This window comes from Citrobacter sp. MGH110, from assembly GCF_001037515.1.
Classification (GTDB): Bacteria; Pseudomonadota; Gammaproteobacteria; order Enterobacterales; family Enterobacteriaceae; genus Citrobacter; species Citrobacter portucalensis.
The window spans coordinates 1,739,764-1,752,582 of the sequence record NZ_KQ089830.1; the positions used below are offsets into that span (position 1 = coordinate 1,739,764).

Here is a 12,819-nt window from a genome sequence, read left to right on the forward strand (position 1 = left end):
AGTTATGTATGTCGCAACTCATTTTCAGCGAAGAGTGGATGGTTGAAGCGCGACTAACAGAAAAGACCGGCTTGTCGGAAAGACAAATTAAAAGTTATCGGTTGAATTTGTGGATCGAAGGCGTGCATTTCAAACATCTGACAGCTCTCGGGGAAACTGACAATTCTAAAGGTCTGCTTTGGTACAACTATCCAAAGATTAACCAATTAGTACAGGAAGCATGATGGACTTTCCAACCGGCGTTGAGCTGCATAATGGAAAAATACGGATCACATTTACCTATCGCGGCAAACGTTGCCGCGAAGTCCTTCGCGGATGGACGGTGAACAGCAGCAACATCAAAAAAGCTGGAAATCTTCGCGCGCTCATAACAAGCGAAATACAGCTCGGTAAGTTCGACTATGCGGAACGTTTCCCGGAATCCAAAGCGCTTAAGAAGTTCATCACAACCAAAAAAATCACCACGTTTAAAGAACTGAGTGATTTTTTTACAGACACCAAAGCCTTAGAGGTATCTGGCGCAACACTGCTATCGCTTACTTCGGTCGTAAATACGTTACTGCGTGTAATCGGAGAAAATACCCGTCTGGTAGATATTGAGCATGCCGATATTTTGCATTACCGAAAGGAGTTATTGACCGGGACAATTATTAACCCGGCAATGCCGAATCTGACCAGGCAGGGCCGCGCGCCCTCAACAGTCAATAAACAGATGGCAGTTTTATCAGAAATGCTTAAGCTCGCAAACCGAAGCCAGTTTATATTGCATGCTCCTTATGAAGGAGTGTCGCGACTCAAGTTATCTAAAAATGATCCCGACCCACTTTTACTTCATGAGTACCAGGCTCTGATAGCCGCCCTTCCCCGTAGCCAGGCATTAATCATTATTGTTGCCGTACATACGGGGATGAGGCCGGGCGAGATATGCGCCCTGGCATGGGAAGACATTGATTTGGTAAAAGGTGAAATCCACGTATCCAGAAGTTTGACGAATAAGCGAGTATTTGTCCCCCCTAAGACAGATGCCGGAATAAGGACGATAACGTTGCTTAAACCTGCGCTGGATGCACTAAAGGAACAATACGAAATCACCGGCGCTAATCCGAAGCAAGAAATTCGATTTCACCATCGGGAGATCGGAAAAACTGAGCAGCAATCTCTTCGCTTCGTTTTTTCACCGACAGCATATTCGTCCAGGAAAGGCAGTTACTTCTCCAAGAACTCGATTGCCTATGGCTGGAAGCGAGGCACTAAACTTGCCAATATCCGCGAAAGGAATCCTTATCAGTCACGGCATACCTACGCATGCTGGACGTTGATGGCCGGAGCGAACCCGTCATTCATAGCGAGTCAGATGGGACATGAAGATGCGCGCATGGTGTACGAGGTTTACTCCAAGTGGATTGGCGATATGAACCAGGATCAGGTCAACATGCTGAACAATCAGATGCCAACGGCATTGCCCCCAGGACGCCCCCACGGGCAAGGGAGCATGAGAAAAGTTATTTAATTTCATAGCGCTGCTTTCAATCCACATAATCAGCGTTAAACTATTCATACCATTATTTTAGGGAGAAACGATGATGCGCGTACTGGTTGTCGAGGATAATGCTTTATTACGCCACCACCTCAAGGTTCAGTTACAGGATTTAGGGCATCAGGTGGATGATGCAGAAGATGCGAAGGAAGCGGACTATTATCTGAATGAACATCTGCCGGATATCGCGATCGTTGATTTAGGACTCCCCGATGAAGATGGTTTGTCGCTGATCCGCCGCTGGCGCAGTAATGAGGTTTCGCTGCCAATTCTGGTATTAACCGCGCGTGAAGGCTGGCAGGATAAAGTGGAAGTCCTCAGCGCCGGTGCTGACGATTACGTCACCAAACCGTTTCACATCGAAGAAGTGGCTGCGCGCATGCAGGCACTGATGCGCCGCAACAGCGGTCTGGCATCGCAAATTATCTCCCTTCCGCCTTTTCAGGTGGACCTCTCTCGACGCGAGTTATCCGTCAATGATGAAGTTATCAAGCTCACTGCATTTGAATACACCATTATGGAAACCCTCATCCGTAATAATGGCAAAGTGGTCAGTAAAGATTCGCTCATGCTGCAGCTTTACCCGGATGCCGAGCTGCGCGAAAGTCACACCATTGATGTTCTAATGGGGCGTCTGCGTAAGAAAATTCAGGCGCAGTATCCGGACGACGTCATCACCACCGTGCGTGGTCAGGGATATCTTTTTGAACTGCGCTAATGAATAAACTATTGCGTCATTTTTTCCCGCTATCGCTACGGTTGCGCTTTTTACTGGCAACCGCAGGCGTTGTATTAGTGCTCTCGCTGGCCTACGGCATGGTTGCTCTGGTGGGCTACAGCGTCAGCTTTGATAAGACAACGTTTCGCCTGCTACGGGGTGAAAGTAATCTGTTTTATACCCTGGCAAAGTGGGAAAACGGCAAGATAAACGTCGAGTTGCCTGAAAATCTCGATATGCAAAGCCCAACAATGTCGCTGATCTATAACGAAAGCGGTGAGTTGTTGTGGGCGCAGCGCAATGTTCCCTGGCTGACGAAAAGTATCCAACCGGACTGGCTAAAAACGAACGGTTTTCATGAAATTGAAGCCAATGTAGACGCCACCAGCATTTTACTGGGCGAAGATCACTCCGCTCAGCAACAGTTAAAAGAGGTCAGAGAAGATGATGACGACGCCGAAATGACCCACTCGGTGGCGGTGAACGTCTACCCCGCCACTGCCAGAATGCCGCAACTGACCATTGTGGTTGTCGACACTATTCCTATAGAGCTGAAGCGCTCTTATATGGTCTGGAGTTGGTTTATTTATGTGCTGGTCGCCAATCTGTTGCTGGTCATTCCGCTGTTATGGGTGGCCGCCTGGTGGAGCCTGCGGCCGATTGAATCGCTGGCCCGCGAAGTCCGTGAGCTTGAGGAACATCATCGTGAGATGCTAAACCCCGCTACCACACGCGAATTGACCAGCCTGGTTCGTAATCTCAATCGACTTTTAAAAAGTGAACGTGAGCGCTACGATAAATACCGCACCACATTAACCGATCTCACTCATAGCCTGAAAACGCCACTGGCGGTACTGCAAAGTACGCTGCGCTCAATGCGTAATGAAAAAATGAACGTCAGCGACGCAGAGCCTATCATGCTGGAACAAATCAGCCGTATTTCCCAACAGATAGGCTATTACCTGCATCGCGCCAGTATGCGTGGCAGCAGTGCCCTACTCAGCCGCGAGCTGCACCCGGTCGCGCCGTTGCTGGATAAGCTCACCTCGGCGCTGAATAAAGTGTATCAGCGTAAAGGGGTCAACATTAATCTCGATATCTCACCTGAGATCAGCTTTGTGGGCGAACAGAATGACTTTGTCGAGGTGTTGGGCAACGTCTTGGATAACGCCTGTAAATATTGTCTGGAGTTTGTCGAGATTTCGGCGCAACTGTCTGAGGATCAGCTGCATATTCTGGTCGAAGACGATGGTCCTGGTATTCCGCAAAGCAAACGGGAAGTGGTGTTTGACCGCGGACAGCGCGTAGATACGCTACGTCCAGGACAAGGCGTCGGTCTGGCGGTGGCGCGAGAAATCACCGAACAGTATGACGGGCAGATTATTGCTGGTGATAGCCTGCTGGGTGGCGCGCGCATGGAAGTTATTTTTGGTCGCCAGCAGCCGGGCCAGAAAGACGAGTAATCGTCGCATGTAATAAATATGTACTGACTTCACGCTTGAGGTTAAGTATCCGTTATAATCGGTTGCAGATACCAGCCTGCGGGATGCTCACTATGGAATACCAACTCACACTTAATTGGCCCGATTTTCTTGAACGCCACTGGCAGAAACGCCCGGTGGTCTTAAAACGCGGGTTTAATAACTTTATTGATCCTCTTTCTCCTGACGAACTGGCTGGACTGGCAATGGAAAGCGAAGTCGACAGCCGACTCGTCAGCCATCAGGATGGTAAATGGCAGGTTAGCCACGGTCCCTTCGAAAGCTACGACCATCTTGGCGAGAACAACTGGTCTTTGCTGGTGCAGGCGGTCAACCACTGGCACGAACCTACCGCCGCGCTGATGCGCCCGTTCCGTGAATTACCGGACTGGCGTATCGACGATCTGATGATTTCTTTCTCTGTACCCGGTGGAGGCGTTGGCCCGCACCTGGATCAGTACGATGTATTTATCATTCAGGGAATCGGTCGTCGTCGCTGGCGCGTAGGCGAAAAGCTGCAGTTGAAGCAGCACTGCCCTCACCCGGATCTCCTTCAGGTCGACCCGTTTGAAGCTATCATCGATGAAGAGCTGGAACCCGGCGATATCCTGTACATTCCACCGGGATTCCCGCACGAAGGCTATGCGTTAGAAAACGCGATGAACTATTCGGTCGGTTTCCGTGCGCCAAACACTCGCGAGCTGATCAGCGGGTTCGCCGATTACGTTTTACAACGCGAACTGGGCAGCACCTATTACAGCGATCCTGATCTGCCACCGCGCGATCATCCTGCCGACGTTCTACCGCAGGAGATGGACAAACTGCGCGAAATGATGCTGGGCCTGATTAATCAGCCAGAACATTTCCAGCAATGGTTTGGCGAATTTATCTCTCAGTCTCGTCATGAGCTGGATATCGCCCCGCCGGAGCCACCGTATCAGCCAGACGAAATTTATGATGCCCTGAAACAAGGTGATGTGTTAGTGCGTCTGGGCGGGTTGCGCGTATTGCGCATTGGCGATGACGTCTACGCTAACGGTGAGAAAATTGATTCGCCGCATCGTCCTGCGCTGGAAGCGCTGGCCAGTCATATTGTGCTGACGGCTGAGAACTTTGAGGATGCGCTGGAAGATCCTTCTTTCCTTGCCATGCTTGCCGCGCTGGTCAACAGCGGGTACTGGTTCTTCGAAGGGTAATGCGGACTGTGCCTGATGCGACGCCATGCGTCTTATCAGGCCTACTGGAGTGAAATATTGTAGGCCGGATAAGCAAAGCGCCATCCGGCAACTACACATATTTTATTTTTGTTTCGCGGCCAATTCAGCAATACGCACAATCACCTGCACCGCTTTTTCCATTCCTTCCAGGGTTACAAACTCATGCTTACCATGATAGTTGTAGCCGCCGGTGAACAGATTCGGACATGGTAATCCCATAAATGACAGCTGTGCGCCGTCAGTGCCGCCACGGATCGGTTTCAGTACCGGCTCAATATCGCAATCGCGCATCGCCTGCTGGGCGATATCCAGCACGTGCGGATGCTCAATCACTTTTTCGCGCATATTGTAGTAACTGTCTTCAATCACCAGTTCGATATAGCAGTCCGGGTGTAACCCTTTGCCGACCTTCTTGGCGATATCCATGATCTTGCGTTTACGCGCTTCAAACTGCTTACGGTCAAAATCACGAATAATGTAGTGCATATCCGCCCGATCGACCGTCCCTTTCATGCTCGCCAGATGATAAAAGCCTTCGTAGCCTTCCGTCTTCTCCGGGCTTTCATCTGCCGGGACCTCAGCGTGAATACGCGCCGCCAGCGACAGCGCATTCACCATCACCCCTTTTGCGGTGCCGGGATGCACATTGTTGCCAACAATTTTGATATTGACCGACGCGGCGTTGAAGTTTTCAAACTCCAGCTCACCTACGCCACCACCGTCAACGGTATAGGCCCACTGCGCATCGAATGCCGCAACATCAAAATGCTTCGCCCCTTTACCCACTTCTTCGTCCGGCGTAAAGGCTACGCGGATATCACCGTGCGGAATATCTTTTTGGATAAGCACAGCCAGCGCGGTCATGATTTCCGCCACGCCTGCTTTATCATCCGCGCCCAGCAACGTTTTACCGTCTGTGGTGATCAGCGTCTGACCCAGAAGTTGATGCAGCACCGGGAACATCACCGGCGATAAAACTTCATCACCAATGCCTAACGCAATATCGCCACCGCGATAGTTTTCAACGATTTGCGGATTGACATTTTTACCGCTGAAATCCGGTGAGGTATCCACATGGGAAATAAAGCCGATCGCAGGAATATTACCAGCAACGTTCGCGGGTAACGTTGCCATCAGCGTACCTTTTTCGCTCAGTGAAATATTAACCAGCCCCATCTCTTCGAGCTGTTGTTTGAGCAGTTGTAATAATTTCCACTGTCCTTCGGTGCTGGGAACCTGCCGCACGCCCGATTTTGATTGGGTGTCCAGCGACACGTAGTGTAAAAAACGCTCAAGTAGTTTATCCATGCAGTCACCCTCACTTTTTGTGACAACATTATCAATAAGCAACAAAAGACAAATATTGCGTCAGGTCACTTTTATCCCCGCAAGTGAGAATATTTCGCCCTGACATCCCCTCTGACTATAGGGCTAAGTCAGTAATTCGCAACAAGGATTGGCGATTACAATGGTTTGCCGTAGAATAACGGCCCTCATTAAGAGTCATCAAGGTGGTTAACCACAAACCCCGCATCGGTCAGCCATCCGTTGCGTTTACATGGGACAGAGTAAAAAATTGAATAAACAACCGCGTTCGCTTTCTCCATTGGTGCAATTAGCGGGAATTCGCAAAAGTTTCGATGGCAAAGAGGTGATTTCCAGCCTGGATTTGACCATCAATAATGGCGAGTTTCTTACGCTGCTTGGCCCCTCTGGCTGCGGTAAAACAACCGTTCTTCGCCTGATTGCCGGTCTGGAAACGGTTGATTCCGGTCATATTTTGTTGGACAACGAGGACATCACTCACGTTCCAGCGGAAAATCGCTACGTGAATACCGTCTTCCAAAGCTATGCGCTATTCCCCCACATGACTGTGTTTGAGAATGTGGCCTTTGGTTTGCGCATGCAAAAAACGCCCGCAGCCGACATTTCTCCCCGCGTTACCGAAGCCCTGCGCATGGTGCAACTGGAAGAGTTCGCCCAGAGAAAACCGCATCAACTTTCCGGCGGACAGCAGCAGCGCGTAGCGATTGCCCGAGCAGTGGTCAACAAACCCCGCTTACTCTTGTTAGATGAATCCCTCTCTGCGCTGGACTACAAACTGCGTAAGCAGATGCAGAATGAACTGAAAGCACTGCAGCGTAAGCTTGGTATCACTTTTGTCTTTGTCACACACGATCAGGAAGAAGCGCTAACCATGTCCGACCGCATCGTGGTGATGCGCGATGGTAAGATTGAGCAGGACGGTACGCCGCGCGAAATCTACGAAGAGCCAAAGAATCTGTTTGTCGCCGGGTTTATCGGCGAGATCAATATGTTTAACGCCACGGTGATTGAACGTCTGGATGAACAGCGTGTTCGTGCTAACGTTGAAGGCCGCGAGTGCAATATTTATGTCAACTTCGCGGTAGTTCCCGGACAAAAGCTGCACGTCCTGTTACGCCCTGAAGATTTGCGCGTTGATGAAATCAATGATGATAATCATATCGAAGGCCTGATCGGCTACGTGCGCGAACGCAACTACAAAGGCATGACGCTGGAGTCGGTTGTGGAACTGGAAAATGGCAAGATGGTGATGGTCAGCGAATTCTTCAACGAAGACGATCCTGACTTTGACCACTCGCTCGACCAGAAAATGGCAATTAACTGGGTAGAAAGCTGGGAGGTCGTACTGGCTGATGAAGAGCACAAGTAAATTCCAGAGTGTGGTGATCTTCACCATTGTCGGTTGGCTTGTGTTATTTGTCTTTCTGCCCAACCTGATGATCATCGGCACCAGCTTTTTGACCCGTGACGACGCCAATTTCGTCAAAATGGTCTTTACGCTGGAGAACTATACGCGCCTGCTCGATCCGCTCTATTTTGAGGTACTGGTTCACTCCCTCAATATGGCGCTGATTGCCACGCTCGCCTGTCTGGTACTCGGCTACCCGTTTGCCTGGTTTTTGGTGAAACTGCCGGAAAAAGTACGCCCGCTGCTGCTGTTCCTGCTGATTGTTCCGTTCTGGACCAATTCTCTGATTCGCATCTACGGACTCAAAATTTTCCTCAGTACCAAAGGCTATCTCAACGAGTTTCTGTTATGGCTCGGCGTTATCGATACACCCATTCGCATTATGTTTACACCCAGCGCGGTGATTATCGGGCTTGTATACATCCTGCTGCCGTTTATGGTGATGCCGCTCTATTCCAGCATTGAAAAGCTCGATAAACCGCTGCTGGAAGCCGCACGCGATTTAGGCGCCAGTAAGCTTCAGACCTTCACCCGCATCATTATTCCGTTGACGATGCCGGGAATTATCGCCGGATGCCTGCTGGTCATGCTGCCCGCAATGGGGCTGTTTTACGTTTCCGACTTAATGGGCGGCGCGAAAAACCTGCTGATTGGTAACGTAATTAAAGTTCAGTTCCTGAACATCCGCGACTGGCCGTTTGGTGCAGCCACCAGCATTACGCTGACCATCGTGATGGGTCTGATGCTGCTGATCTACTGGCGCGCCTCCCGCTTACTGAACAAGAAGGTGGAACTCGAATGATCGGTCGACTGCTTCGCGGCGGTTTTATGACCGCTATCTACGCGTATCTGTATATTCCAATCATCATTCTGATTGTGAACTCCTTTAACAGTTCGCGCTTTGGCATCAACTGGCAGGGTTTTACTACTAAATGGTACGGCCTGCTGATGAATAACGACAGCCTGTTGCAGGCGGCGCAGCACTCGCTGACGATGGCGGTGCTATCCGCCACCTTTGCCACCTTGATCGGCTCACTCACTGCGGTTGCGCTGTACCGTTACCGTTTTCGCGGTAAACCGTTCGTCAGTGGCATGCTGTTCGTGGTGATGATGTCGCCGGATATTGTGATGGCAATATCTCTGCTGGTGCTGTTTATGCTGATCGGCATTCAACTGGGCTTCTGGTCGCTGCTGTTCTCGCATATCACTTTTTGTCTGCCTTTTGTGGTGGTGACGGTTTACTCTCGCCTGAAAGGTTTTGATGTCCGCATGCTTGAGGCGGCTAAAGATTTGGGTGCCAGCGAAGTAACTATTCTGCGCAAGATAATACTGCCACTGGCTATGCCTGCGGTGGCTGCGGGTTGGTTGCTGAGTTTTACGCTGTCGATGGATGATGTTGTTGTTTCATCTTTCGTCACCGGACCGGGTTATGAAATTTTGCCATTAAAAATCTACTCAATGGTTAAAGTCGGCGTATCGCCAGAGGTGAACGCGCTGGCGACCATTTTGTTGGTTCTGTCGCTGGTTATGGTGATTGCCAGCCAGCTTATTGCACGTGATAAAACCAAGGGCCGCTAAGGCCCTTAATTCAGGGGACGTTAAATGATGAAAAAATGGTCACGCCACCTGCTCGCGGCGGGTGCTCTGGCACTGGGCATGAGCGCCGCTCACGCGAATGACAACAACACGCTCTATTTCTATAACTGGACCGAGTATGTCCCACCGGGTCTGCTGGAACAGTTCACCAAAGAAACCGGCATTAAGGTTATCTATTCGACCTACGAGTCGAATGAAACCATGTACGCCAAGCTCAAAACCTATAAAGACGGCGCATACGATTTGGTGGTTCCGTCCACCTATTACGTCGATAAAATGCGTAAAGAAGGCATGATCCAGAAGATCGACAAGTCGACGTTGACCAACTTCCACAACCTCGATCCGGAAATGCTCAACAAGCCGTTTGACCCAAACAATGACTACTCCATCCCGTATATCTGGGGTGCAACGGCCATTGGCGTCAACAGCGATGCTATCGATCCGAAAACCGTCACCAGTTGGGCCGATCTGTGGAAGCCGGAGTACAAAGGCAGTCTGCTGTTAACGGATGATGCGCGAGAAGTGTTCCAGATGGCGCTGCGCAAGCTGGGATATTCCGGCAATACCACCGATCCTAAAGAGATTGAAGCCGCCTATAACGAGTTGAAGAAGCTGATGCCTAACGTTGCGGCATTTAACTCTGACAACCCGGCCAACCCGTATATGGAAGGCGAAGTTAATCTGGGGATGGTGTGGAACGGCTCCGCGTATGTTGCGCGTCAGGCGGGCACACCGTTGGAAGTGGTATGGCCGAAAGAAGGTGGCATTTTCTGGATGGACAGCCTGTCTATTCCGGCTAACGCGAAAAACAAAGAAGGTGCGCTGAAGCTGATTAACTTCCTGCTGCGCCCGGACGTCGCGAAAGAAGTCGCAGAAACTATCGGTTACCCGACGCCGAACCTGGCAGCACGCAAGCTGTTAAGTCCTGAGGTCGCGAACGACAAAACGCTCTACCCTGACGCGGAAACCATCAACAAAGGGGAATGGCAAAACGATGTCGGTTCCGCCAGCGCTATCTACGAAGAGTATTATCAGAAGCTAAAAGCAGGACGCTAATACTCGTGCAACCCGGCAGGCGTCGCTGCGCCGGGTTGCTACCTGCCAATCCCTACTTTTTACGCCTTTCGGCTGATTCCCGCTCCCCAGTTTCTGGCTATGCTTACAGTATTCCAGGCCGGCATCTGAGGCTTCCAATGACAACACTCTGGCTGCTACTTGAGTTGGCTAATCTGATCGTATTTACGCTGGTGATTCTCCCACGTAAGCAGCCGGTAAACGCTCGTCCTTTGCTGCCTGTCACCGCAACCCGCCTGCTACGGCTCACCTTTTTAATACCGATCCTGGTTTTTGGTTATAGCCTGTTTTTCAGTCATCAGATTGGCCCGGTGGAGTGGGGATGTCTGATTTTGGCGATCGTAGGTAACGCGCTGGTCATCAAAGGAAAATGGGATTTGGGGGAGAGCCACACATGGACAGGCTACTATTTACCTCGTGCAAAAAGGGTTACGCGCGGCATTTTTGCCTGGATTGCGCACCCCATGTATACCGGAATTATTCTGGTGATTATCTCGTGCAGCCTGGTTTACATTACCCGACTACCCATATGGCTGAGCGCACTGGGGCTGATCTGTTGTTTTTACATCGTAGGATTTTTGATTATGGCGGCCCTGCGTGAGGACCGCCAGCTTGTACAGGCTTAAACAGTATTATCCGGATAGCCGTTACAGCCCTTTCAATAACTTCTCAACGAACTCAGGCACTACCCGGCTTGCCGGACCGTAATACTTCTCTTCAAACTCGCTGCCTACCTGGCTCGGTTCGAGATTGAGTTCTACCGTATGTGCCCCATGCAGTCGCGCCTCATGCACAAAACCCGCTGCCGGATAAACATGTCCCGATGTGCCAATCGCAATGAACACATCTGCCATTGCCAGTGCCATATAAATTTCATCCATACCCAGCGGCATTTCACCAAACCACACTACGTGTGGTCGCAGCGGTGCCGGAAACTGGCAGCAATGACATTTATCTTCCGGTGTCACATCGCCCGTCCATTCCAGAATCTGCCCGCTTTGCGAACAGCGAACTTTGAGCAACTCGCCGTGCATATGGATAACGTTCTGGCTGCCCGCACGCTCATGCAGATTATCAATGTTCTGCGTCACCAGTAAAAAACGATCGCCCAGCTCGGCTTCGAGTTTTGCCAGTGCGATATGCGCCGCGTTGGGTTGGATTTCAGGCTGCTGCAACTGATGGCGACGGGCGTTATAAAACGACTGAACCAGTTCCGGGTTTCGACTAAATCCTTCCGGAGTCGCAACGTCCTCTACCCGATGTTCTTCCCAGAGACCATCCGCCGCGCGGAATGTTCGAATTCCTGACTCAGCGGAGATTCCCGCTCCAGTCAGTACCAGCACTCTTGGTTTTTCCATCAATTCAGGCACCACTCTGTCTCTGAAAAAGATTCGTTGACGCAGGCGATCGCGCAAATGGCGTTTATTTTTACGAAAGCGGCTTAACCGATGACCCCGACGCGACAGCATAACAACCTCTTTGTATTAATCGGTAAGATGTAGGAAAGCAGCCCCGCGCATCCCGCCGGCATCACCGTGCCGTGCCTGCTCAATACGCGGTACCCGGGCAACCGGCAGCAGATGACGTGGCAGTCGATCCGCCAGTTGCGTCGTAATAGCGGTAAAATTCGACAAGCCTCCGCCAATCACCACCAAATCAGGATCGACGATAGTCAGGATATTCCCAAGACACACTGCCAGCAAATCCAGATAGCGTTCAACGTGGGCACGCGCGTGTTCGTCACCCTGCTCCCACAGCGCGATGATTTCGCGGGCATCCAGCGGTTGATGGTAGTAATGCTGATACAACCACGCAAATCCACCGCCGGAAAGATAGCTTTCGATGCATCCCAGTTGACCGCATCCGCAGCGGCGCAGCGGGAAATCAAAGCCCATCAGCGTCAGCGCATCGACCGGCAAACGAATATGACCAAACTCACCGGTGATATAGCTGCGTCCGGTGATGGATTTCCCGTTAAGCACCAGGCCGCCGCCGACGCCCGTACCGAGGATCAACCCCATCACCAGCGGATATTGGGTGAACTCGTCATCCCAGGCTTCGGAGAGAGCAAAACAGTTCGCATCGTTATCCAGACGCACATCGCGGTCAAGGCGAGCGCTGAGATCGGCGCGGAGCGGTTTGCCACTGGCGGCAGGAACATTGGCCGCGTACAGCGTGCCGTCTTCGGTTTCCGGCATGCCCGGAATGCCGATGCCTACCGAACCTTTGATGCCGAACCGCTGATCCGCTTCCGTCACCAGATTGCAGACCGCATCAAGGAAAGCGTCGTAGCTGTCGCGAGGCGTAGGAACGCGAGTTTCCCATTGCAGACGACGTTGCTTATCAAACACGCCCAGCGCAATTTTGGTCCCGCCGATGTCAAATCCGTAATACATCACCGCTCCTTGATACACGTCATCCTTCAAGATGCCTCTACGTTAGTTACGCCTTGATGCAGCATG

Annotated in this window: 13 protein-coding genes; 10 read left to right on the forward strand and 3 right to left on the reverse strand. The window is 51.2% G+C overall.

Annotated features, from left to right (window positions below; all coding sequences use genetic code 11):
- The first annotated feature begins 8 nt into the window (after positions 1 to 8).
- From xisR to roxA, 5 genes are all read left to right on the forward strand, one after another.
- Entirely contained in the window at positions 9 to 224 is a 216-nt protein-coding gene (xisR, locus tag SK38_RS08375) for an excisionase family protein (RefSeq protein ID WP_003832298.1), read from the forward strand.
- Entirely contained in the window at positions 224 to 1,510 is a 1,287-nt protein-coding gene (locus SK38_RS08380; protein ID WP_048235615.1) for a site-specific integrase, read from the forward strand. The genes xisR and SK38_RS08380 overlap by 1 nt, the downstream gene beginning before the upstream one ends.
- A gap of 73 nt (positions 1,511 to 1,583) precedes the next feature.
- A complete protein-coding gene (phoP, locus tag SK38_RS08385) occupies positions 1,584 to 2,255 on the forward strand; it encodes a two-component system response regulator PhoP (protein ID WP_003846709.1) in 672 nt (223 codons plus the stop codon).
- Positions 2,255 to 3,718: a two-component system sensor histidine kinase PhoQ gene (gene phoQ / locus SK38_RS08390; RefSeq protein WP_048235616.1), complete on the forward strand. Its 1,464-nt coding sequence runs from the start codon at positions 2,255 to 2,257 to the stop codon at positions 3,716 to 3,718. The genes phoP and phoQ overlap by 1 nt, the downstream gene beginning before the upstream one ends.
- A gap of 92 nt (positions 3,719 to 3,810) precedes the next feature.
- A complete protein-coding gene (roxA, locus tag SK38_RS08395; protein WP_048235617.1) occupies positions 3,811 to 4,932 on the forward strand; it encodes a [50S ribosomal protein L16]-arginine 3-hydroxylase in 1,122 nt (373 codons plus the stop codon).
- A gap of 102 nt (positions 4,933 to 5,034) precedes the next feature.
- Here the strand turns inward: roxA and pepT are convergent, their stop codons facing one another.
- Complete coding sequence (gene pepT / locus SK38_RS08400) at positions 5,035 to 6,261, reverse strand: peptidase T (protein WP_020996480.1); 1,227 nt, start codon at positions 6,259 to 6,261, stop codon at positions 5,035 to 5,037.
- A gap of 250 nt (positions 6,262 to 6,511) precedes the next feature.
- Here pepT and potA point away from each other — a divergent pair, with 250 nt between their 5' ends.
- The 5 genes from potA (at position 6,512) to SK38_RS08425 (ending at position 10,983) form a co-directional block, all read left to right on the forward strand.
- Entirely contained in the window at positions 6,512 to 7,648 is a 1,137-nt protein-coding gene (potA, locus tag SK38_RS08405; protein WP_003832287.1) for a spermidine/putrescine ABC transporter ATP-binding protein PotA, read from the forward strand.
- Positions 7,632 to 8,489, forward strand: a complete 858-nt coding sequence (gene potB / locus SK38_RS08410; RefSeq protein ID WP_032943032.1) for a spermidine/putrescine ABC transporter permease PotB — start codon at positions 7,632 to 7,634, stop codon at positions 8,487 to 8,489. Before potA ends, potB begins: the two co-directional genes overlap by 17 nt.
- Complete coding sequence (gene potC, locus SK38_RS08415) at positions 8,486 to 9,265, forward strand: spermidine/putrescine ABC transporter permease PotC (RefSeq protein WP_003030794.1); 780 nt, start codon at positions 8,486 to 8,488, stop codon at positions 9,263 to 9,265. The genes potB and potC overlap by 4 nt, the downstream gene beginning before the upstream one ends.
- Positions 9,266 to 9,292: 27 nt before the next feature.
- Positions 9,293 to 10,339, forward strand: a complete 1,047-nt coding sequence (gene potD, locus SK38_RS08420) for a spermidine/putrescine ABC transporter substrate-binding protein PotD (RefSeq protein WP_003030797.1) — start codon at positions 9,293 to 9,295, stop codon at positions 10,337 to 10,339.
- A gap of 137 nt (positions 10,340 to 10,476) precedes the next feature.
- Positions 10,477 to 10,983 carry a methyltransferase family protein gene (locus tag SK38_RS08425; RefSeq protein ID WP_008784438.1) on the forward strand — a complete coding sequence of 169 codons (507 nt, stop codon included), beginning with the start codon at positions 10,477 to 10,479 and terminating at the stop codon, positions 10,981 to 10,983.
- Between the two features lie 21 nt (positions 10,984 to 11,004).
- Here the strand turns inward: SK38_RS08425 and cobB are convergent, their stop codons facing one another.
- Both cobB and nagK read right to left on the reverse strand, forming a co-directional pair.
- Positions 11,005 to 11,826, reverse strand: coding sequence for a Sir2 family NAD+-dependent deacetylase (gene cobB / locus SK38_RS08430; protein WP_048235618.1), 822 nt, complete (start codon positions 11,824 to 11,826; stop codon positions 11,005 to 11,007).
- A gap of 15 nt (positions 11,827 to 11,841) precedes the next feature.
- Positions 11,842 to 12,753 (reverse strand): N-acetylglucosamine kinase, encoded by a 912-nt coding sequence (gene nagK, locus SK38_RS08435; protein WP_020996481.1) that lies wholly within the window; start codon positions 12,751 to 12,753, stop codon positions 11,842 to 11,844.
- Positions 12,754 to 12,819: the final 66 nt, after the last annotated feature.

Excerpts from the sequence above, each read along its gene's own strand:
- potD (WP_003030797.1), top strand. The coding sequence starts at position 9,293 with ATGAAAAAATGGTCACGCCACCTGCTCGCGGCGGGTGCTCTGGCACTG.
- phoQ (WP_048235616.1), top strand. The coding sequence starts at position 2,255 with ATGAATAAACTATTGCGTCATTTTTTCCCGCTATCGCTACGGTTGCGC.
- nagK (WP_020996481.1), bottom strand. The coding sequence starts at position 12,753 with ATGTATTACGGATTTGACATCGGCGGGACCAAAATTGCGCTGGGCGTG.
- roxA (WP_048235617.1), top strand. The coding sequence starts at position 3,811 with ATGGAATACCAACTCACACTTAATTGGCCCGATTTTCTTGAACGCCAC.
- SK38_RS08425 (WP_008784438.1), top strand. The coding sequence starts at position 10,477 with ATGACAACACTCTGGCTGCTACTTGAGTTGGCTAATCTGATCGTATTT.
- potA (WP_003832287.1), top strand. The coding sequence starts at position 6,512 with ATGGGACAGAGTAAAAAATTGAATAAACAACCGCGTTCGCTTTCTCCA.
- phoP (WP_003846709.1), top strand. The coding sequence starts at position 1,584 with ATGCGCGTACTGGTTGTCGAGGATAATGCTTTATTACGCCACCACCTC.
- pepT (WP_020996480.1), bottom strand. The coding sequence starts at position 6,261 with ATGGATAAACTACTTGAGCGTTTTTTACACTACGTGTCGCTGGACACC.
- xisR (WP_003832298.1), top strand. The coding sequence starts at position 9 with ATGTCGCAACTCATTTTCAGCGAAGAGTGGATGGTTGAAGCGCGACTA.
- potB (WP_032943032.1), top strand. The coding sequence starts at position 7,632 with ATGAAGAGCACAAGTAAATTCCAGAGTGTGGTGATCTTCACCATTGTC.
- potC (WP_003030794.1), top strand. The coding sequence starts at position 8,486 with ATGATCGGTCGACTGCTTCGCGGCGGTTTTATGACCGCTATCTACGCG.
- cobB (WP_048235618.1), bottom strand. The coding sequence starts at position 11,826 with ATGCTGTCGCGTCGGGGTCATCGGTTAAGCCGCTTTCGTAAAAATAAA.
- SK38_RS08380 (WP_048235615.1), top strand. The coding sequence starts at position 224 with ATGGACTTTCCAACCGGCGTTGAGCTGCATAATGGAAAAATACGGATC.